Annotated in this window: 21 protein-coding genes and 1 tRNA gene; 14 read left to right on the forward strand and 8 right to left on the reverse strand. The window is 65.7% G+C overall.

The window, feature by feature from the left end; genetic code table 11:
* Positions 1–52: 52 nt before the first annotated feature.
* From ACQR1H_RS19810 to ACQR1H_RS19825, 4 genes are all read left to right on the forward strand, one after another.
* Complete coding sequence (locus ACQR1H_RS19810) at positions 53–1,462, forward strand: adenylate/guanylate cyclase domain-containing protein (RefSeq protein ID WP_434908066.1); 1,410 nt, start codon at positions 53–55, stop codon at positions 1,460–1,462.
* A gap of 126 nt (positions 1,463–1,588) precedes the next feature.
* Positions 1,589–2,056, forward strand: a complete 468-nt coding sequence (locus ACQR1H_RS19815; protein ID WP_315800817.1) for a TerB family tellurite resistance protein — start codon at positions 1,589–1,591, stop codon at positions 2,054–2,056.
* A 217-nt stretch (positions 2,057–2,273) separates the two neighbouring features.
* Complete coding sequence (locus ACQR1H_RS19820) at positions 2,274–3,053, forward strand: SDR family NAD(P)-dependent oxidoreductase (protein WP_315800818.1); 780 nt, start codon at positions 2,274–2,276, stop codon at positions 3,051–3,053.
* Positions 3,054–3,133: 80 nt separating this feature from the next.
* Entirely contained in the window at positions 3,134–3,940 is an 807-nt protein-coding gene (locus tag ACQR1H_RS19825; protein ID WP_434908067.1) for a glutamine amidotransferase, read from the forward strand.
* Between the two features lie 221 nt (positions 3,941–4,161).
* Here the strand turns inward: ACQR1H_RS19825 and ACQR1H_RS19830 are convergent.
* Positions 4,162–4,237, reverse strand: a tRNA-Ala gene (locus ACQR1H_RS19830).
* Between the two features lie 187 nt (positions 4,238–4,424).
* Here ACQR1H_RS19830 and ACQR1H_RS19835 point away from each other — a divergent pair.
* The 3 genes from ACQR1H_RS19835 to folD are packed head-to-tail and all read left to right on the forward strand — an operon-like array spanning position 4,425 to position 5,999.
* Complete coding sequence (locus ACQR1H_RS19835; protein ID WP_316180194.1) at positions 4,425–4,715, forward strand: YggT family protein; 291 nt, start codon at positions 4,425–4,427, stop codon at positions 4,713–4,715.
* Positions 4,716–4,724: 9 nt separating this feature from the next.
* Positions 4,725–5,063 (forward strand): DUF167 domain-containing protein, encoded by a 339-nt coding sequence (locus tag ACQR1H_RS19840; RefSeq protein WP_434908068.1) that lies wholly within the window; start codon positions 4,725–4,727, stop codon positions 5,061–5,063.
* A 51-nt stretch (positions 5,064–5,114) separates the two neighbouring features.
* The gene (gene folD, locus ACQR1H_RS19845; protein ID WP_434908069.1) at positions 5,115–5,999 is read left to right on the forward strand and encodes a bifunctional methylenetetrahydrofolate dehydrogenase/methenyltetrahydrofolate cyclohydrolase FolD; all 885 of its coding nucleotides are present in this window, start codon (positions 5,115–5,117) and stop codon (positions 5,997–5,999) included.
* A gap of 120 nt (positions 6,000–6,119) precedes the next feature.
* Here the strand turns inward: folD and ppa are convergent, their stop codons facing one another.
* Both ppa and ACQR1H_RS19855 read right to left on the reverse strand, forming a co-directional pair.
* The gene (gene ppa, locus ACQR1H_RS19850; RefSeq protein WP_011923519.1) at positions 6,120–6,656 is read right to left on the reverse strand and encodes an inorganic diphosphatase; all 537 of its coding nucleotides are present in this window, start codon (positions 6,654–6,656) and stop codon (positions 6,120–6,122) included.
* A gap of 172 nt (positions 6,657–6,828) precedes the next feature.
* Positions 6,829–7,338: a GNAT family N-acetyltransferase gene (locus tag ACQR1H_RS19855; protein WP_006611902.1), complete on the reverse strand. Its 510-nt coding sequence runs from the start codon at positions 7,336–7,338 to the stop codon at positions 6,829–6,831.
* A 240-nt stretch (positions 7,339–7,578) separates the two neighbouring features.
* Between ACQR1H_RS19855 and ACQR1H_RS19860 the strand changes: the two genes are divergently transcribed.
* The 6 genes from ACQR1H_RS19860 (at position 7,579) to ACQR1H_RS19885 (ending at position 12,815) form a co-directional block, all read left to right on the forward strand.
* On the forward strand, positions 7,579–8,484 hold the full coding sequence (locus ACQR1H_RS19860; protein ID WP_316180190.1) for a dienelactone hydrolase family protein: 906 nt from the start codon (positions 7,579–7,581) through the stop codon (positions 8,482–8,484).
* Positions 8,485–8,493: 9 nt separating this feature from the next.
* Positions 8,494–8,961, forward strand: coding sequence for a DUF2269 family protein (locus ACQR1H_RS19865; RefSeq protein WP_434908070.1), 468 nt, complete (start codon positions 8,494–8,496; stop codon positions 8,959–8,961).
* Positions 8,962–8,971: 10 nt separating this feature from the next.
* The gene (locus tag ACQR1H_RS19870; protein WP_434908071.1) at positions 8,972–10,300 is read left to right on the forward strand and encodes an SDR family oxidoreductase; all 1,329 of its coding nucleotides are present in this window, start codon (positions 8,972–8,974) and stop codon (positions 10,298–10,300) included.
* Complete coding sequence (locus ACQR1H_RS19875) at positions 10,300–10,710, forward strand: thiol-disulfide oxidoreductase DCC family protein (protein ID WP_434908072.1); 411 nt, start codon at positions 10,300–10,302, stop codon at positions 10,708–10,710. Before ACQR1H_RS19870 ends, ACQR1H_RS19875 begins: the two co-directional genes overlap by 1 nt.
* A 133-nt stretch (positions 10,711–10,843) precedes the next feature.
* Positions 10,844–11,905, forward strand: a complete 1,062-nt coding sequence (locus ACQR1H_RS19880) for a YeiH family protein (protein ID WP_434908073.1) — start codon at positions 10,844–10,846, stop codon at positions 11,903–11,905.
* Positions 11,906–11,912: 7 nt separating this feature from the next.
* Positions 11,913–12,815 carry a LysR family transcriptional regulator gene (locus tag ACQR1H_RS19885; RefSeq protein ID WP_434908074.1) on the forward strand — a complete coding sequence of 301 codons (903 nt, stop codon included), beginning with the start codon at positions 11,913–11,915 and terminating at the stop codon, positions 12,813–12,815.
* A gap of 141 nt (positions 12,816–12,956) precedes the next feature.
* Here the strand turns inward: ACQR1H_RS19885 and ACQR1H_RS19890 are convergent, their stop codons facing one another.
* The 4 genes from ACQR1H_RS19890 to ACQR1H_RS19905 form a co-directional block, all read right to left on the reverse strand.
* Positions 12,957–14,114, reverse strand: coding sequence for an IS481 family transposase (locus ACQR1H_RS19890; protein WP_315800828.1), 1,158 nt, complete (start codon positions 14,112–14,114; stop codon positions 12,957–12,959).
* Positions 14,115–14,229: 115 nt separating this feature from the next.
* On the reverse strand, positions 14,230–15,474 hold the full coding sequence (locus ACQR1H_RS19895) for a flavin monoamine oxidase family protein (RefSeq protein WP_434908075.1): 1,245 nt from the start codon (positions 15,472–15,474) through the stop codon (positions 14,230–14,232).
* Positions 15,475–15,545: 71 nt separating this feature from the next.
* Positions 15,546–17,372 (reverse strand): translational GTPase TypA, encoded by a 1,827-nt coding sequence (gene typA / locus ACQR1H_RS19900; RefSeq protein WP_434908076.1) that lies wholly within the window; start codon positions 17,370–17,372, stop codon positions 15,546–15,548.
* Between the two features lie 360 nt (positions 17,373–17,732).
* Positions 17,733–18,494 carry a Crp/Fnr family transcriptional regulator gene (locus tag ACQR1H_RS19905; RefSeq protein WP_315800831.1) on the reverse strand — a complete coding sequence of 254 codons (762 nt, stop codon included), beginning with the start codon at positions 18,492–18,494 and terminating at the stop codon, positions 17,733–17,735.
* A gap of 168 nt (positions 18,495–18,662) precedes the next feature.
* Here ACQR1H_RS19905 and ACQR1H_RS19910 point away from each other — a divergent pair, with 168 nt between their 5' ends.
* On the forward strand, positions 18,663–19,037 hold the full coding sequence (locus ACQR1H_RS19910; protein ID WP_315800832.1) for a response regulator: 375 nt from the start codon (positions 18,663–18,665) through the stop codon (positions 19,035–19,037).
* A gap of 45 nt (positions 19,038–19,082) precedes the next feature.
* Here the strand turns inward: ACQR1H_RS19910 and ACQR1H_RS19915 are convergent, their stop codons facing one another.
* Positions 19,083–20,654 (reverse strand): alkaline phosphatase D family protein, encoded by a 1,572-nt coding sequence (locus ACQR1H_RS19915; protein WP_316180181.1) that lies wholly within the window; start codon positions 20,652–20,654, stop codon positions 19,083–19,085.
* Positions 20,655–20,735: the final 81 nt, after the last annotated feature.

A 20,735-nucleotide genomic window follows, 5' to 3' on the forward strand; every position in this document is an offset into this window, starting at 1 on the left:
AGCCACGCTCGGCACTTGCTTGCGGGTTTGCCAAGTCCCATCTTAGCCGGGCATGAGCGACATCCAGGCGCAGCTTTCGGTTCTGAAGCAGACCGCCCATCCGGCCGTCGCCGACGCGATCATACGGCTGATCGAGTCGGGCGAAGATCACGAGCTCAACCGTATCAACGCCCTCGAGTTCTCCGCGCGCGCAGGTCTCGACGAGGAGCAGGTCATCTCCGGCTTCCTCCATGCGGCACGGATCGGCTTGTTCGATCTCACCTGGAACGTCCTGTGTCCCGGCTGCAGCGGCGTGCTCGATGCGCACGCCACGCTGAAATCCCTCCGCCATGACGATTACCATTGCGGATTATGCGCGTGCGGCTACGAGCCCTCCGTCGACGAGCAGGTCGAGGTTGCCTTCACCGTGACCTCCAAGGTCAGGCGCATCGCAGCCCACGATCCCAACACGCTGACGCTCTGGGAGTATTACAAGCAGATCTTCTGGAGCTCCGGCATCGACCTCGATCGGGAGTCCTTTGCTTCGCTGAGCGAGCAAGTGACCCTCGATGCCCTCGAGCTGCCGGCCAGCGAGAAGGCGGTGCTATCGCTGCAGCTCCCGTCGGATTTCATCATCATCTTCGAGCCGGTGACGCATTCTGCGCATTTCATCGACGTTCAGGGCGAGCCGACCAGGGAGCGCCAGCAACTCGGGCTGCTGTTCAACAAGACGCATCCTCCGACCGGTTCGGTCACCTTGCGTCCAGGCCCGCTGCGGCTGGCGCTCGACAATCAGGCCGGCGTACGGACGCTGCCGACGGTGTTCATCGCCGGCGATGCGCTCCACCATCTCCTCGGCAAGCGCCGGCCGTTCCTGACCGCCAAGCGCATCCTGTCCAACCAGACCTTCCGCGACGTGTTCAAGGCCGACAATCTCAACATCGACCAGCGGCTGAAGATCACCTCGCTGACCTTCCTGTTCACCGACCTCAAGAGCTCGACCGCGCTGTACGAACGCGTCGGCGATCTCGCGGCGTTCGACCTGGTGCGCGCCCATTTCCGCGCGCTGCTGGAGATCATCAACGCCGAGAAGGGCGCGGTGGTGAAGACGATCGGCGACGCCGTGATGGCGACCTTCATCAAGCCCGAACACGCGCTCACCGCCGGCCTGCGCATGCGCGCGGCGATGCAGCGGCTGAATGCCGAGCGCGGCACCGAGGACCTCGTGGTCAAGATCGGCATCCATGAGGGGCCGTGCCTCGCGGTGATGCTGAACGACCGCCAGGACTATTTCGGCCAGACCGTCAACATCGCCGCCCGCGTGCAGAGCCTGTCGACCGCGCAGGAGATCCACCTCACCGCGCCGGTGATCGAGAGCCCGGGCGTCGCCGACATCCTGCGCAGCGCAAAGATCGCGCCGATCCAGAAGCACGCGGCCCTGCGCGGCATCGCCGACCGGATGATGGTGTACGAAATCCCCTGAGGCCTTACCGAAATGTCATGCGCTGCGCAGGCCGCGGCGGATTGCCGGCGGCGCGTGGCATTTGCATATAATGAGCAGTTGCCGACCGGCTTGCGGCCGCCAAGGGATCCAACAGCGAAGGACGCCATGCTCGAAGGACTGCGCCAATTCATCGCCGACGTGGTTTCGCCGCACGAAACCCCGGCCTTCGACGACAACGGCTATCAGCTGGCGGCAACCGCGCTGCTGATCCACGTGATCTCGCTGGACGGCGAGCCGAGCGAGATCGAGCGGCGCAAGCTGCACGGCCTGATCGAGCTGCGCTTCGGGCTCGACCACGGCTCCGCCGACCGGCTGATCGCCCAGGCCATGCTGGCCGAGGGCGAAGCGGTCGATCTCTATCGCTTCACCAGCGTGATCATGCGCGAGGTCGATGAAGCCGGCCGCCTGCGCATCGTCGAGATGATGTGGGAGCTGGTGTTCGCCGACGGCAAGGTGACCGAGTTCGAGGACAATGTGGTCTGGCGCGCCTCGGAGCTGCTCGGCATCTCCACGCATGACCGCATCGACATCAAGCACCGGGTCGCGGCGCGCAAGTCCGGCGCTCCCGCGTGAACCGCTCTGTCTCGGCCGGAACCGGCGTGATCCGGAGATGAACAAACTTTAATTTTGTTCCGGACCTCGCCCCTGCATGTAAACCTATGTGAATCCGAAACTATTACTGCAATCTGGTGCAGGACTGCCGATCGCAGCGTCTTGCATGTTCCCGTCCGCCTATGCTCTCGTCCGCCGCTATTGGATGATGTGTGGATTGTGATCGAAGAGCAGGATTGTGGGTGAACGTGTCACGCTGGTAACGGGTGCGTCGGCCGGGATCGGCAGCGAATTGGCGCGCGTGTTTGCCGCGAACGGGCACCGGCTCGCATTGACGGCCCGGCGCGAAGACCGGCTCGCCGCGCTGGCGCAGGAGATCGCGGCCAAAGGCGGCCCGGCGCCGCTGGTGATCCCCTGTGATCTCACCTCCGCCGACGCCGGGGCGACCATCGAGGCCGCGCTGGCCGCCGCCGGCGTGGAGCTGGAATATCTGGTCAACAATGCCGGCTTCGGCCTGTTCGGCAAGGCGGTGCAGCTCGACCGCGCCGAGCAGCTGGACATGATCTCGGTGAATGTCCGCGCCCTGACCGAGCTGTCGCTGCGCTTTTCCGAGCAGTTGATCCGCAACAAGGGCGGCATTCTCAATCTGGGCTCGGTGGCCGGGTTCCTGCCGGGGCCCGGCATGGCGGTCTATTACGCCTCCAAGGCCTATGTGATCTCGTTCACCGAGGCGCTGCGCAAGGAGATGGCACCGCATGGCGTCCGGGTCACCGTGCTGTGCCCCGGTCCGGTGCCGTCGGAATTCCAGGACCGCGCCGGGTTCAAACCGGGCGTGGATTCGGTGATCCTCAACGTCTCGCCCAAGGCGGTGGCAGAGGCCGGCTACCGCGGCCTGATGGCCGACAAGCGCGTGGTGCTGCCCGGGCTCGGCATCAAGATCGTGCCGTTCCTGCTGCGCTGGTTCCCGCGGGGCTTCATCCTCGATGCGGTCGGGCGGCTGCAATTGAAGCGGAGCTGATCGCGCTGGCCCGGCCCTTGCTTTGCAATGTGCGCTCGCTCACGCGCCGTTAACCTTTGCTTAGCTATGATCGCCAGGTGATGCTCAGGCAAGACCCTTCGTTCCATCCGAACGGGCCCCAGGCGGACGTTCGGCAGCTCCATCCGAAGCCGGCCATGGCGGCTACGCCGCATCGGCCGGTCCTCATCATCCTGCACCAGGAAACCTCGAGCCCCGGCCGGGTCGGCAATGCGCTGCGCGCCCGCGGCTATCCGCTCGACATCCGCCGGCCGCGGTTCGGCGATCCGCTGCCGGAGACGCTCGATGGGCATTCGGGTGCCGTTATTTTCGGCGGTCCGATGAGCGCGAACGATCCGGATGATTTCGTCCGCCGCGAGATCGACTGGATCGAAGTGCCGCTGCGGGAGCAGCGTCCGTTTCTGGGCATCTGCCTGGGCGCGCAGATGCTGGCGATCCAGCTCGGCGCCGCAGTGGCGCCGCATCCGCAGGGGCGCGCCGAGATCGGCTATTACCCGATCCGCCCGACCCGGGCCGGACGCAAGCTGTGCCCGCATTGGCCCGACCATGTCTATCATTGGCACCGCGAAGGCTTCGACCTGCCCGACGGCGCCGAGCTGCTCGCCGAGGGCGGCGATTTTCCGGTCCAGGCCTATCAATACCAGAACGCCACCGGGCTGCAGTTCCACCCCGACGTGACCTACGCGATGATGTGCCGCTGGACCACCCGCGGCCATGCCCGGCTGGACACGCCCGGCGCCCGCCTGCGCCACCATCATTTCGAGGGCCGTGCCGTGCATGACGCCGCCGAGCGGGCCTGGCTGGCGCATTTTCTGGATGGCTGGCTGGCACGCGAGCCGGTGGCGGCGATGGCGGAGGCTGCGGAGTAGGACCGGTGATTTGAGCGGATTGGCTTGGGCGATGCTGAAACAGCCCGGCTTCGCCAAGGGGCTTCGCCGGGCACCACGCTTCGCCCTTCAGGCTACTTGCGCGGCTGCGGACGACGGCCCGCCGCCGCCCTTCGGGCTATGGCGCGGCAACCTTCGCTCGCTTCGCTATCGGATTGTTGAAATCGGCTTGCCGAGCCGAAGCTCGCGAAGCGAGCGAAGGTTGGTGGAGCCAGGCGGGATCGAACCGCCGACCTCGTCATTGCGAACGACGCGCTCTCCCAGCTGAGCTATGGCCCCGTAACACGACCGCTTCGATGTTGGGAAAAGGCGGCCGGCAGATCGGGCGCCATTTACAGTGGGTGCCGAGGTCAAGTCAAGAACGGTCACATCGCCCGTTAGCCTTGACGGGCAGCTTCCCTTGTTTGCGCCGGGGGGAACCGATATCTAGCGAATAGCCCTCCCCCCGGCCCAAGAAGTCCCCCGAATGAAGCCGATCATTTACGTTCTGATCCAGATCATCACACTTTACATGTACCTGTTGATTGCCTCGGCGATCCTGTCGTGGCTGATCGCCTTCAATGTGGTCAACACGCGCAATCAATTCGTCGCGGGTGTCGCCGAATTCCTGTACCGAATCACCGAGCCAGTGTTGGGCCCGATCAGACGCCGCCTGCCGAATTTCGGGGGGCTCGATATTTCGCCGATCATCGTGTTCTTCTTGCTTATGCTCCTCCAGATGTATCTGGCCGACTACGTCTATCCTTTCGTACCGTAGGCTCAAGGAATGGACTCGCCTCCCTGGCGCGCCGCCGCTGACGGTCTCACCGTCGCGCTGCGCGTCACGCCGCGCGGCGGCCGCGACGCGATTGACGGCGTCGAAACGCTGTCCGACGGCCGCAGCGTGCTCAAGGTCCGCGTCCGGGCCATCGCCGATGGCGGCGAGGCGAATCGCGCGGTGACCGAGCTGCTCGCCAAGGCGATCGGCGTCACCAAGGCCTCGGTGCGAATCACCTCGGGCACCACCTCGCGGCTGAAGCAGGTTGCCATCGATGGCGATCCCGCCCGGCTCGATCAGGCCTTGCGCGACCTCATTGCAGCCCATAAGCCGACCGGGAAATCCTAGAGCGGGCCGCGCTCGTGCGACCAGCGGCGAACGACGAGGCAGAGAGCAGACATGACGGCGCGCATCATCGATGGAAAAGTGATTGCGGCGGATCTGCGCGCGCAAGTCGCCCGTGAGGTCGAGCGGGTCAAGCGCGAACATGGCCTGACGCCAGGGCTGGCCGTGGTGCTGGTCGGCAACGACCCGGCGTCCGAGGTCTATGTCCGCAGCAAGCACACCCAGACCCAGGCGGCCGGCATGGCCTCGTTCGAGCACAGACTGCCGGCCGACGTGTCGCAGGACGCGCTGCTGGCCTTGATCGGCAAGCTCAACCACGATCCCGCCGTGCACGGCATCCTGGTGCAACTGCCGCTGCCGAAGGGGCTGGAGACGGAGGTCGTGATCAACGCCATCGATCCGGCCAAGGACGTCGACGGGCTGCATCCGCACAATGCCGGCCGCCTTGCGGGCGGGCAGCCGGCGCTGGCGCCATGCACGCCGCTCGGCTGCATCATCCTCAGCAAGACCATTCACGCCTCGCTGGAGGGCCTGAACGCGATCGTGATCGGCCGCTCCAACCTGGTCGGCCGTCCGCTGGTGCAGTTGCTGCTCAACGAGAACGCCACGGTGACCATCGCGCATTCCCGTTCGCGCGACCTGCCGGCGCTGACCGCGCGCGCCGATCTGGTCTACGCCGCCGTCGGCCGCCCGGAGATGGTGAAGCGCGACTGGATCAAGCCGGGCGCGACCGTGATCGACGTCGGCATCAACCGCATCCCGACGGCCGAAGGCAAGACGCGGCTGGTCGGCGATGTCGCCTATGCGGAGGTGTCGGAGGTCGCCGGCGCGATCACGCCGGTGCCGGGCGGCGTCGGCCAGATGACCGTGGCCTGCCTGCTGGTGAACACGCTGCGCGCCGCCTGCGCCATTGCCGGGCTGCCGAAGCCGGCGGTCTGAGCTCACCGTCATTCCGGGGCGATGCGCAGCATCGAGCTGAGGTGCGCAGTTGCGCACCTGAGAATCTCGAGATTCCGGGTTCAGCCGCTGCGCGGCTGCCCCGGGATGACGTCAATCATTTTACTTCTTCGCCGCCTTGGCGCGCGCGATGCCCTCGGCGATCAGCTGGTGGGCGTCGTCGGCATTGCCCCAGCGCAGCACCTTCACCCATTTGCCGGGCTCGAGATCCTTGTAGTGCTCGTAGAAGTGCTGGATCTGCTGCAGCGTGATGTCCGGCAGGTCGCTGTAGGTGCGGACCTTGTCGTAACGCTGGGTCAGCTTCGAGGACGGCACCGCGATGATCTTCTCGTCGCCGCCGGCCTCGTCCTCCATCAGCAGCACGCCGACCGGACGCACGCTCATCACCGCGCCCGGCACGATCGCGCGGGTGTTGGCGACCAGCACGTCGCAGGGATCGCCGTCATTGGACAGCGTGTGCGGGATAAAGCCGTAATTGCCGGGATAGCGCATCGCCGTATAGAGGAAGCGGTCGACGAACAGCGTGCCGGCTTCCTTGTCGAGCTCGTACTTGATCGGCTCGCCGCCGACCGGCACTTCGATGACGACGTTGACCTCGCGCGGCGGATCTTTCCCGATCGGGATGGCGTCGATGCGCATGGATGCTCCGTAGAACTTGAACGTTTCAGGGTCGGACGCCCGAGGAATGAGCGCTGGCATTCGCAGTCGCAAAAAAAACGCGGCTGCGCAACAGCTACCTCAAGCCAACACTTTCAGTTCAATTCACCGGCGCGTTAACGCTTAACGCGCCCAGAGCACAGCCGGTCCAGGCTCAGTTGGTCCAGGCAAAGGCAACCTTGTCGAGCGACTTCGGCCCGAAGCGCTCCGACGACCGCGCGACCATCCGGCCGCCCAAGGCGCGGTAGAACTCGGTGGCGGGATCGTTGTCGGACAACGCCCACACCACCATGCTCTTCAGGCCGCTCTGCGCGAGGTCGCGCTTGGCGGACTGAAAGAGCCGGCGACCGAACCCCAGCCCCTGAAATTCCGGTCGCAGATAAAGCTCGTAGACTTCGCCGTCAAAATGCAGGCTGCGGGCGCGATTGCGGCCGTAATTCGCGTAGCCTGCGACCTTGTCGTTGAACACCAGCACGCTGACGCGGCTGCCTTTGCGGATCGCGCTGTCCCACCATTGGGGGCCGCGCCGGTTGATCAGCTTCTCCAGCTCTGCGCCAGGGATGATCCCCTGGTAGGCGGAACGCCAGGCTTCATCATGGGCTGACGCCACCGCAGCCGCATCTGCAGCCTTGGCCGGACGGACTTCGATCAGGGTTGTGCTCATGAGTGGATCAAAGCAAGTCGGCGGTCCGCCTTCAAGGTGCCACGTTAAAGATCGGTTAACCTGTGGACTTTCGGCATCACCGTGGCGGAAAGCTGTGCCGAAAAGGGACAATTTCGCAACATTGTTGAGGGTCGGCGGTGCCCTGTCACCGCGCGTTCATACGTCGAACGAGAAATCGCATCCGACGGGCCGCGGCCTCGGCTAGTGTGGCGCGGGCTCAACATCTTCCCGTTCGGCTGAATGGTGCTGCTTCGCTGCGTCTCATGGTTGCTCGCGCTGGTCGTCCTGTCAGTAGCAGCCGGCGCAACGGCACAGCCGTTCGGTCCCGCGTCGCCCGAAACCGAGCCGGCGCGCCGGCAGCAATGGCTGATTCCGTCGATCGAGCCAGAAATTCCCGCGCATGCGATCCTCTATCGGCCTGCTGGCGATGGACCGTTTCCGCTGGCGGTGATCGCGCATGCCTCGACGCAGAATCCGCTGTGGCGGGCACAGCTGCCGCAGCCCACCTACACGGCGCTGGCGCGTCTCCTGGTCGGCCGGGGCTATGCCGTGCTGGTCCCGGAGCGGCTCGGGCACGGCCGCACCGGCGGTCCCTATGTCGAAGACCAGGGCGGCTGCGCCGACGCGGACTACGAGAAGGCAGGACGCGCGACGGCGGCGCAGATTTCGCGCGCGCTCGCCTACATGCGCGAGCAGCCGTTCGCGGCGAAGGGCGGCGCCGTCGTCATCGGCCATTCGGCCGGCGGCTGGGGCGCACTGGCACTCGCCGATCAGCCGCCGCAGATCGTCTCGGCAATCATCGTGTTCGCACCCGGCCGTGGCGGCCATGCCGACGACGTGCCAGGGCGCGTCTGTGCAGAGGCGCGCCTGCTCGATACGGCCCGCGTGTTCGGACTCGGCGCGCGTGCTCCGGTCACGTGGCTGGTTGCGACCAATGACAGCTACTTTCCACCAGCGCTTTCGCGTCGGCTCGCGGAGGCCTTCAATTCGGCCGGAGGCCGGGCGGGCTTCAAGCTGTTGCCAGCTTCCGGCGCGGAGGGGCATTGGATGATCGAGCACGACGACGGCGTGGCACTGGCGGCGAATTTGTTGTTGAAGGCGCTGACAACGACTCGTCGGTCGACGCATCCGATGCCGCCGAACTAGCAGGACACGATGACGCTGTATTTCCTGGTCAAATATCTCCACGTGCTCGGCGCCATCGTCATTCTCGGCACCGGCACGGGGATCGCATTCTTCATGCTGATGGCGCATCTCAGCGGCGAGGCCGCGTTCATCGCGCGCACCGCCGGCGTCGTGGTGATCGCCGACATGCTGTTCACGCTGTCGGCCGTGCTGCTGCAGCCGATCACCGGCGGCACGCTGATGTGGCTGTCGTCGACGGCCGTCACCGACGGCTGGCTGCTCACCTCGCTCGCGCTCTACGCCGTTGCCGGCCTGTTCTGGGTGCCGGTGATCTTCATGCAGATCGAGCTGCGCGACCTGGCGCGCCTCGCGGACATCGGCGCCGAGAAGCTGCCGCCGCGCTATTTCATGGTCTTCCGCCGCTGGTTCCTGTGTGGCATCCCCGGTTTCGGCGCGGTCATGGCCATCCTGTGGCTGATGATCGCAAAGCCGTTCTGAGGACAGGCGCATGATCCGTTCGGTCAACTCCCGCATCCTCGTGCTCGGCGCCTCCGGCCTGATCGGACGCTTCATCACCGACGATCTGCGCCAGCGTGGCTGTACGACGGTCGGTGTCGCGCGCGCGTTCTCGCCCTCGCAACGCGCGTCGCCGTTCGACATCGAGCTGCCGATCATGGCGCTCGATGCGCCGGCCTTGGCGAGCCTGATCCGCGCTCACGAGAGCGACGTCGTCGTCAATTGCCTCGGCGTGCTGCAGGATGGTCCGGGGAGCGATACCGCTGCCGTGCATCGCGACTTCGTCGCGCGCCTGCTCGCGGCGATCACGGCCTGCGGCCGTCGCGTGCGCTTCATCCACATCTCGATCCCCGGCATGGCCGACGAGGATCACACCGCCTTCGCCACCACCAAGCGCGAGGCGGAGCGGCTGATTGCATCCTCAGGCATTGCCCACGCCATCCTGCGCCCGGGCTTCGTGATCGCACCGTCGGCCTATGGCGGCAGCGCGATGGTCCGCGCGCTGGCAGCGCTGCCGGTCGACCTGCCGGCGAAGGATGCGGCGACGCCGTTCCAGCCGGTGGCGGTGGCGGACATCGCCACGACCATCGCCTGGCTCGCAATGCAGCCGACCGATGACGAGGCGACGCGCGCGGTGATCTGGGACCTGATGCAGCCGGAGGCGGTGACGCTCGGCGACGTCATCGGCGCGTTTCGGCGCAGTCTGGGCACAATGGATTGGCCACGCGTTGCCGTGCCCACGATCCTGATCGATCTCGGCGCTTTCGCCGGTGACCTCTGCAGCAGGCTCGGCTGGATGCCGCCGATGCGCACCACCGCGATCGCCGAGCTTCGCCGCGGTGTGCAAGGCGATCCCGCGCCATGGATCGCGGCAACCCGCATCACACCCACGACGCTGGACCGCGCCGTCGGAGCACACGGCGCCACGATTCAGGACAAATGGTTCGCGCGGCTGTTTCTGATCAAGGCGCTGGTGATCGCGAGCCTCGTGCTGTTCTGGGTCGCATCGGGGTCGATTGCGCTGTTCATCTCGTTTCCCGCGACCACCGCGATCCTAACCACGCGCGGCTGGCCCGACTGGTTCGCCGTTCCGTTCGCGGCGATCACCAGCATGATGGACATCTCGGTCGGCGTGTTGATCGCGTTCCGCAAAACGGCGACTTTCGGCCTCGCTACCGGCATCTTCGTCTCGCTCGGCTACATGGTGGGCTGCGCGGTGCTGACGCCTGATCTCTGGCTCGAACCGCTCGGCGCATTGGTGAAGACGGGACCGGCGATCGTGCTGATGCTGGTCGCGCTGCTCATGATGGACAATCGCTGATGACCAACTGGCCCGACGACGACGTGATTCTCTACGACGGCGTCTGTGTGTTCTGCTCCCGCTGGGTGCAGTTCGTGATCGCGCGCGACGCCGCCAAGCGCTTCCGGTTCACGCCGATCCAGTCGCCATACGGCACCCGGCTGGCGCAGGCCTTCGGCATCGATCCCCGGAATCCCGACACCAACGCCGTCGTGCATGGCGGCACGGCGCATTTGAAATCCGATGCTGCGCTGACCGTCTTGTCGAACCTGCCGGGCTGGAGCTGGACGCGCGCGCTGCTCGCCATTCCGAAGCCGCTGCGCGATGCGGTCTACAGCGTGGTCGCGCGCAACCGCTACCACATCTTCGGTAAATACGAATCCTGCTTCGTGCCAGATGCCGAGCTGCGCAATCGGGTGCTGGAGTCGTGATCGGGTCGGCGGAGAGATGCGGCAGCGAGCCAATTAATCGATTGAAACGAATGATACATACAATATAATCTGTTGGATCGATTGATAACAGCATGAAATTCTTCTCCCCAGACTTGGTTTGGGAGAGATTTCCATGACTGCCCCTTCGCATGATCTGATCGCCGATGCGCCCATTGCCGTTCATCATCGACCTGCGCACGCGCCGGCAGCATCGACGCTGCTGCCCGGGCTTGCGCTGTCCGCCGCGCTCGCGGCCGGCGCCTTCGGGCTGCGCCTGCTGCCGGGCCTCGGCCTGTTCAGCCCGATGATCCTGGCGATCGTGGCAGGGATGGCGCTGCACAACGTGGTCGGCACGCCGGCGCGCGCCAAGCCCGGCGTCGCCTTTTCGATGCGCCGCGTCCTGCGGCTGGCGATCATCCTGCTCGGCCTGCAGCTGACGGCGGCCCAGATCGTCGAGGTCGGCGCGCGTGGTCTCGCCGTGATCGCGCTGAGCCTCACCGGCACCTTCCTGTTCACGGTGTGGATGGGGCGGCTGCTCGGCGTCAACCGCAAGCTGGCGGAGCTGATCGCCGCGGGGACCTCGATCTGCGGCGCCTCCGCCGTGATCGCGACCAACACGGTCACGCGCGCCCATGACGAGGACGTCGCCTATGCGGTGGCCTGCGTCACGGTGTTCGGCTCGATCGCGATGTTCATCTATCCGCTGCTTCCGGCGCTGCTGCATCTCGACGCGCACGCCTTCGGCCTGTGGAGTGGCGCCTCCATTCACGAGATCGCCCAGGTGGTCGCGGCCGCGTTTCAGCAGGGCCAGCAGGCCGGCGAGTTCGGCACCATCGCCAAGCTGGCCCGCGTGATGCTGCTGGCGCCGGTCGTGCTCACGCTCGGCCTGCTGGCAACGCGGCGTGTGCGCCATGGCGGCGAGACCCGGGGCAATGCGCAGCCGCCACTGCCCTGGTTCGTGTTCGGCTTCATCGCGCTCGTCGGCCTCAACAGCCTCATCAGCATTCCGGCCGAGATGAAGACGGTGATCGTGACGGCGACCACGTTCCTGCTATCGATGGCGCTGGCCGCGATGGGACTGGAGACCGATTTCGCCAAGCTCAAGGCAAAGGGCCTGCGGCCGCTGGCGCTGGGCCTGCTCGCCTTCCTGTTCATCGCAGGCTTCAGCCTGGCCCTGGTGAAGCTGACCACGTAGGACGCATGTGACGCTCGAACAGCTCAGGATTTTCGTTGCGGTCGCGACCCGCGAGCACGTCACCCAGGCGGCCCGCGACCTCAATCTGACCCAGTCGGCGACATCGGCGGCCGTGGCCGCGCTCGAAGCCCGCTACGAGACCAAGCTGTTCGATCGTGTCGGACGCCGCATCGTGCTCACGGCGACCGGGAAGGCGTTTCTCGTCGAAGCAAAGGCGGTGCTGGCGCGCGCGGCCGCAGCCGAGACCGTGCTGAACGATCTCGCCGGCCTGAAGCGGGGGCAGCTGGCGCTGGCCGCGAGCCAGACCATCGCCGGCTATTGGCTGCCGGCCTTCATTCACCGTTTCAAGACGGCGCATCCCGCCATCAAGCTGCAACTGTCGATCGGCAATACCGAGCAGGTGGCGGACCGGGTGCGCGAAGGCTCCGCCGATCTCGGCTTCGTCGAGGGCGACGTCGACGATCCCGCGCTCGCGGCCCAGCCGGTCGCCGAGGACGAGATGGTGCTGGTCGGGCCGATCGATCATCCCCTGTGCCGCGGCGCGTCTGTCACAACCAGAGACCTGAAGACGGCACGCTGGGTGCTGCGCGAGCAGGGCTCCGGCACGCGCGCCGTGCTCGAATCAGCGCTCGGCGGGTTTGGGATCGCGCCAGCCGGGCTCGACGTGGCGTTCGATCTGCCGTCCAACGAAGCCGTGCGCGGCGCCGTCGAAGCCGGCGCCGGCGTCACGGTGCTGTCGCGCCTCGTCGTGATGCGCGCGGTCAAGGCGGGCCTGCTTGCTGTCGCCAATATCGAACTGCCCAAGCGCCGCTTCTACAGCCTGCGCCACAAGGAGCACCATCAGACCCAGGCTGCGCGGGAGTTCTTGCGAATCGCAGGGGAGACCGCGGCTGTCGACACTCATCGGTGACGGCTGAACCGCGAAAATCACAGAGAGAATCGAATCTGGATCAACGAATTCCGTCATCGCGAGCGCAGCGAAGCGATCCAGAACTGCGACCACCTGCGTGACCCTGGATTGCTTCGCTGCTGTTTAGCCCGGAGACATAGCTTACACCTGTTCGGGGACATGGTTGACACTTTTGGGGTCACGCAAATCGATCGCTGCGATCTGATGAGCGGCAAAGAAAACTCCGAATTTTCCGTCTTGGCTGAGTGGACGAATAGCGAGTCGCTCACCGCGAAAGGCTTGAGGGACTTTCCAGAGCCGTCCCTCGAAACTGACATAGGCCTTCGTGCTCGACACGGAACGGACGATCTCCCCCTCGTCGTAGTCCACCGTCGGAAGGCGATCCGGCATGGTGCGTTGGCTGGGCCGATAGCGGCTTGCCGGCACATTGAAGTCGAGAGCCTCATGGGGGCGGTCGAGATTGTAGACGGCTCGCCATTCGTCGAGTGCCCGCTGGACATCGGGAAGGTCCCTGTAACGCTTGAAGGCAAAGACCTCGGCCTTCAGGCTGCGGTGGAAGCGTTCGTTCTTGCCGCGGCTCTGGGGATGATAGGGCCGGCTATGGATCGTTCGAACGCCGAGCTTCAGCAGCCAGACCGTCAACGCGGTCCAGGGGTCTTCGAGAGTAAAGCCCCAGGGGCCACCGTTGTCGACGAACATCGCATCCGGCAGTCCATAGCGGCGGAACGTCGTCTCCAAATGTCCTTTGACCGTAGAGCCGCGCTCATTGTCGCAGGCCGCCAGGCACAAGGAAAAGCGCGAGTGATCGTCCAGCGCGGTGAGCGGATGACAAGACACACCGTTCTCCAGCGCACTGTGTCCCTTGAAGTCCATCTGCCACAGCTGATTGGGCGCATCCTTCTCGAACCGCGTGTAGGGCTGCCCGGGCGTGCCGCCAGGCTCCGTCACCCGATCGTAGCGGCGCAGGATGTTATGCACGGTGGAGATCGCCGGGACAGCTTGCCCATCGCGATCGAGACGATGCGCGAGCTTGCGCGCGCCCCAGGCCGGGTGAGCATCGCGCAACGCGACAATCTGCTGCTCAGTCGCAGCTGCGGTGCGCTCCGGACTTCGATGCGGCCGCCGCGACCGGTCCGCCAGCGTCGTATCGCCGGCGTCAGACCGCTCGATCCATTTGTAGCCGGTCTGGGGGCTGATGCCGAACCGCCGACACAGCTGCCGCCGGTTGGCTCCCTCCTGCTTGGCAAGCATCACAAACTCTCGTCGCTGGTCCATGACAGACACCTCTCGCCACGGCATCGCTCGCCCCTTTGCTTGACGAATCGAGCCAATTTTGAGGTGTCAACCATGTCTCCGAACACCTGTCAGCCATGTCCCCGGGCTGAACACTGCGCTCGCAATGACGAAGGAAGGACTAGGGCTTACGTAACGATGCCAACGCTTCCCGCGCCGCCCGCTCGCCCGAGTCTCGCGCGCCATGGGCGGTGGAGAAGAAGTCCGATGGCGTCGCTTCCCCAGCGAAGAACAGGCGGTCATCGACCGGCGCGGCGAGCACCGCGCGCTTGTCTGCATGGCCCGGCAGCGCATGCGAATAGGCGCCGCGCGCGAACGGGTCGGCACCCCAGCGCGACTCGGCGAGCGGCTTGAGACTTTTGCGGATGTCGCCGCCGAGCAGCGCGACGACGTCATCGATCGCCTGGGCCGCGAGCGCGCCCTCGCCGGCCGCTTCGATGTCGCGGGCGAAGCTGCCGCCGTAGAAGCCTTCGATGCAAGGCTGGTCGAACGGGCGCAGCTGGAAGCTGCCGACCCGCGCGGTGCTGCTGCGGCCGCGCATCCCGGAATCTTTTGGCAGGTGCTCCCAGCCGTCGAGCGCCAGCGTCACCTTGTTGTCGAGGCCGAGCGGCAGACCGGCGGCGGCTTCGACCTTGGCCGGCAATCCGGGCGTAAAGCGGATCGCCTCGTCCGCGATGAGATTGGTCGGCACGGTGACGATCACCTTGTCGGCGGTCAGCGTGCCCTGTGATGTCGTCAGACGGATAGGCTTGTCGCTGTGATCGATCCGCGTGACGTCGCAGTTCAGCGCGATTGGCAGGCCGGCACCGTAGGCGGCAACCAGCGCGCCATAGCCGCGGCGGATCCGCCAGTTCAGCTCGGTGTCCTCATAGGCCTCGAAGTCGAGCAGCGACATCTGCTCGAGCTCGCAGCCGTTGAGATAGGTGCAGATCGCATCGATCATGCCGTTCCAGCGATTGCCGGGCTCCAGGCAGATGCTCGCAGGCGCATCGCGGCCGCTCTCGGCGGCCTCGGCGGTACGCGTGAAGAACGCTTCAAGCGCGCGAACAAAATCCTCGCGCTCCGCGCGGGGGAAGGCCGCCTCGTAGGCCTGGTCGCGCCACGGCGGGCGCGACTTGTCGATGGCGAAGGAAAGCTGCTCGGCGATGGCGACGAAAGAATTGCGGTCGGCCGAATGCAGCCAGCCGCAGCCGAGATCGAACGTCACCTCGGGCGACGCCGTGATGGTGTGAGCGCGGCCGCCGATGCGGTTGCGCGCCTCCAGCACGATGAAGGAGACGCCAGCGTTCTTCAGCGCGTGTGCGGCGCCGAGGCCGGCCGCGCCGGCCCCGATGATGGCGATGTCGGTGGAGGGTGGAAAGGACATTGGCTCATCCAACTCCGTCGTCATGCCCGGGCTTGACCCGGGCATGACGAAGGAGAGAGCAAAGGCTGGCCTTACGCCACCGCTTCCTTCTGCTTCTCGGCGCGCTTGCGCTCGTTCGGATCGAGGTGCTTCTTGCGCAGGCGGATCGACTTCGGCGTGATTTCCACCAGCTCGTCGTCCTCGATATAAGCCAGCGCCTTTTCCAGGGTCATCCGGATCGGCGGGGTCAGGCGGACGGCCTCGTCCTTCGAGGTGGTGCGGATGTTGGTGAGCTGCTTGCCCTTGAGGACGTTGATCTCGAGATCGTTGTCGCGGGTGTGCTCGCCGACGATCATGCCCTTGTAGACCTTCCAGCCCGGCTCGATCATCATCGGGCCGCGGTCCTCCAGCTTGAACATCGCGTAGGCGACGGCCTCGCCCTGATCGTTCGAGATCAGGACGCCGTTGCGGCGGCCCTGGATCGCGCCCTTGTAGGGCAGGTAGTTGTGGAACAGGCGGTTCATGATCGCCGTGCCCTTGGTGTCGGTCATCAGCTCGCCCTGATAGCCGATCAGGCCGCGGGTCGGCGCGTAGAACACCAGCCGCAGACGGTTGCCGCCGGACGGACGCATCTCGATCAGCTCGGCCTTGCGCTCGCTCATCTTCTGCACGACGACGCCGGAATGCTCCTCGTCGACGTCGATCACGACTTCCTCGATCGGCTCCAGCGTCTGGCCGGTTGTCGGGTCCTTCTCGAACACGACGCGCGGACGGGACACGGAGAGCTCGAAGCCCTCGCGGCGCATGGTCTCGATCAGGATCGCGAGCTGCAATTCGCCGCGGCCGGACACTTCCATCGCGTCCTTGTCCTGGGACTCGACCACGCGCAGCGCGACATTGCCCTCGGCCTCGCGCAGCAGGCGGTCGCGGATCAGGCGGCTGGTGACCTTGTCGCCTTCGGTGCCGGCCAGCGGCGAATTGTTGACGATGAACGACATCGACACGGTCGGCGGATCGATCGGCTGCGCCTGCAGCGGGCTCTCGACGGCAGGATCGCAGAACGTATCGGCCACGGTGCCCTTGGTCAGGCCCGCGATGGCGACGATGTCGCCGGCCTCGGCGAACTCCACCGGCTGCCGCTCGAGACCCCGGAACGCCAGGATCTTGGTGATGCGACCGGTCTCGATCAGCTTGCCTTCACGCGACAGCACCTTGACCGCCTGGTTCGGCTTCACGGTGCCGGACGCGATACGTCCGGTGATGATTCGACCGAGATAGGGGTTGGCCTCGAGAATGGTGCCGAGCAGCCGGAACGGGCCTTCCTCGACCACCGGAGGCGCCACGTGCTTGATGACGAGATCGAACAGCGGCTGCATGCCGTCCTCGTGGGAGGCGTCGGGCGAGGTGGCCATCCAGCCGTTCTTGCCCGACCCGTACAGGATCGGAAAATCGAGCTGCTCGTCGGTGGCATCGAGGGCTGCGAACAGGTCGAACACCTCGTTGACGACCTCGGTGATGCGCGCGTCCGGCCGATCGACCTTGTTGATGGCAACGATCGGCTTCAGGCCGAGCTTGAGCGCCTTGCCGACCACGAACTTGGTCTGCGGCATCGGGCCTTCGGCGGCATCGACCAGCACGATCACGCCGTCGACCATCGACAGGATGCGCTCGACCTCGCCGCCGAAATCGGCGTGGCCGGGGGTGTCGACGATGTTGATCTGGGTGTCTTTCCACTGCACCGAGGTGCACTTGGCCAGAATGGTGATGCCGCGCTCGCGTTCCAGATCGTTCGAATCCATCGCGCGCTCAACCTGACGCTGGTTTTCGCGATAGGTACCGGATTGCTGCAGCAGCTTGTCGACCAGGGTCGTCTTGCCGTGGTCAACGTGGGCGATGATAGCGATGTTACGGAGGTTCATGGTCGGTGTCTTCTAAGCTTTCTCAAGAGCCCGTGCTCTGTCCCCGGCGGGGCGCGCGCTTTATGATAGTCGAATCAAGCTGTTAGCTTTGCGACGCGCGCTCGCGAAACTCGTTCGGCGGCAGGGGCCGGCAGCCCCAAATAGGAAGCCCGGCCAATCGACCGGGCAGACCTCGCGCGTTGCGGCGCAATATAGGCAGAAAATGCCAAAAAACAATGACTGCTTTCAGGAGCGAGGAGCAGTTTCCGGGCGGCTGGCTAATGCCTCCGCCGCCACGCGCCTCCGGCCGCGCGAGAGAAAACGCTGACGGCCGACGCGGCCGCTGCGCCCATGCGCGGAAAGTAAATGGCGCCTGCGGGCTCAGCCCGCCTCGGCCTGCTCGGTCGGATAGACACCGCGCAGGACCTCCTCGAAATGGGTCTTCACGGCCTCGTTGCACAGGCAGGAACGGCGCTTCAGCGCGTCGAAGTCCCGCACCATGAAGGCGCCGCGGCGGGTTTCGAGAATGCCCTCGGCCCTGAAGGTCTGGACAACCCGGCTGACGTAGCTGCGGCCGACGCCCAGCAGGGTGGCCAGCTGCTCATGCGTCAGCGGCACGATCGGCTCGCCATCGGTGCGGTCCATCGCGGCCACGATCCACTTCGCCGTGCGCTGCTCGATCGAATGGATCGCGTTGCAGGCGGTCGACTGGAACATCTGCGCCAGCATGCAATCGGCGTAGCGCGCGAACACGTTGCGCAGCGTCTTGGATTGCAGCTTGGCGGCCGCCAAACGGGACAACGGCAGCCGGGCGAACGGGCCGCCGAACTTGACGACGATCCGCGTATAGGCGGGCAGGAAGCCCTCGCTGACGATCCCGCCGACGGCGCCCTCGCGGCCGACCAGGATGGTCTCGACGTCGCGACCGTCCTCATTGGGAACGAGATAGGACGTCAGCGCCGGCCCGCAGGGAAAATGCACGATCTGCACGTCGTCGCCCGGACTGTAGAGCAGCTCGTTCGGCGTTGCCGTGTCCTCGACCAGATTCGGCGAGATCAGCGCGTAGTCGGCCGGACTGAGCCGCCGCAGCAGGTTGTTGTAGGGCCGTTCCCGGCTCAGCGTGGTCACACCCTGGCTCAGCATCGTCATCCCCCGTGCGCAACGCATGTGCGTGATCCGTGCTCCTTGTGTTCACAAGTGCACCGACACAGGAACTCTGATATGCTGCCTTGGTTCCAGGAACCCGCCAGCGCGCTCGAGAGGAGGCGCCGGCCGCGGGGTCCGTCCCTCCTCCTGGAACCCGCAGATCCCATGACCAGCTCGCAATCAGGCGTGCCCGAGTTCTATCAGCATGTGCTGGTCGTCGAAGACGACCCCATCATTGCGCTCGGATTGGAAGACACGATCACCGACCTCGGCGTTCCCGACATCAGGATCGCAGCCGACGTCGCCACCGCGCTCGCCATGATCGCCGAGCGTGTCCCGCAATTCGCACTCCTCGATGTCGGCCTGGTCCGCGAGAAGAGCTTTGCGATTGCCGAGCGGCTGGCGGCGCTCGGCATTCCCTTCGCATTCTCGACCGGTTATGGCGCCGACCGCGTGCCGGCCGCATTCGCCGACCGGCCGCGGCTGCCGAAGCCGTGCCCGACCGAGGCGCTGGAGGCCGTGCTGCGGCGACGCGATTAGTTGCCGTCGCAGCACGCGATCGTGTTGCCGCCGAGCAACAAGACCTCAGCCGAGCTTCGGATCGAGCGTGGTCGACCACAGCGCGACGTCGGCGCGATCCCGCAGGGTCACGGTCATCTGGCCCGTTGCGCCTTCGATCTTGACGTGGCCGAAGAACTGCATCCCGGCCGATGGCGGCAGGTTCTGCTTGTCGAGGCCGGGCGCCTTGATGAAGCGCACCTCGGGGCCGAAGGTGTTGTCGAGCTCGTTCGGACCGAACGTGCCGGCATGCAACGGACCGGAGACGAACTCCCAGAACGGCTCGAAGTCCTGGAACTGCGCCTTGTTCGGATCGTAATAATGCGCGGCCGCGTAGTGCACGTCCGCCGTCAGCCACACCGTGTTCTGGATCGGCGCCGTCTTGATGAAGCGCAGGATCTCGGCAATCTCGAGCTCGCGGCCGCGCGCCGGGCCGTCACCCTGGGCGATGGCTTCCGAGCCCTTCTTGTTGGCCGCGTCGTCATAGACGATGATGCTGAGCGGCATGTCGGAGGCGATCACCTTCCAGGTCGCGCGCGAATTGAGCAGCGCCTGCTTCAGCCAGCGCATCTGCTCCGGCCCGATGAAGTAGGACGCCGGGCCATATTTGTCCTCGAGATTGGGACCGTTGGCGCCGCGGTAGCTGCGCTCGTCGAGCACGAACACGTCGAGATGCGGACCGTAGTTGATGGTGCGATAGACGCGGCCCGGCTCGATGATGCTCTCGCGCATCGGATACATCTCGTGGAAGGCGCGCGCCGCGCGGGCCGCGAGCAGCTGGATGTTGCGCTCCTTGTAGCTCGCCGGCAGCTCCTTGGAAGCCGACCAGTTGTTGGTGACCTCATGATCGTCCCACTGCACGAAGATCGGCACCTCGGCATTGAAGGCGCGAACGTTCTCGTCGAGGAAATTGTATTTGTGGGCGGCTCGGAATTCGTCGAGCGTCTCGGCGACCTTGGCCTTCTCTTCCACGGTGAGGTTCTTCCACACCTTGTTGTCCGGCAGCTTTACCTCGGACTTGATCGGGCCGTCGGCATAGATGGTGTCGCCGGAATGCAGGAAGAAATCCGGGCGGTGCTTCTTCATCGTCGCAAAGGTGAACATGCCGCCATCATCGGGATTGATACCCCAGCCCTGCCCCGCCACATCCCCGCCCCAGACGAACGAGACGTCGCGCTTGTTGCCGGGCGCGGTGCGGAAGCGGCCGGCCACGGCCTCGCTTTCGACCGCGGTATGCGACAGGTCGCGGAACTTGACGCGGTAGAAGATGTCCTGGCCGCTCGGCAGGCCTTCGATCAGCATCTTGGCCGTGAAGTCGCTCTCCGGAAGCGCGGCGATCGGTGGCAGCGCCCGCGCGTCCTTGAACGATTCGGTGGTCGCCACCTCGACCAGCATCTGCGACGGCCGATCGGCACGCGCCCAGACCACGCCGCCATCCATGCCGACGTCGCCGGACTGCACGCCATGCGTGATCTGCGGCCGGTCGGCGGCGCGGCTCAGATAGGGCATCGCCAGCGTCGTGACGCCGGCTGCGGCGGCCGTCGACAGGAAGCGGCGGCGGGACAGGGCTGTGTGCGGTCGAGGAATGCGAAGCGTCATGCGGATCTCCTGGTCGGATCGCGCGCGGGAGCAGGCGCGAGTCACGGCCCGGCAGACCTAGGAAAGATTGATGACGCTGGA

This window comes from Bradyrhizobium sp. HKCCYLRH2015, from assembly GCF_051168215.1.
Lineage (GTDB): Bacteria > Pseudomonadota > Alphaproteobacteria > Rhizobiales > Xanthobacteraceae > Bradyrhizobium.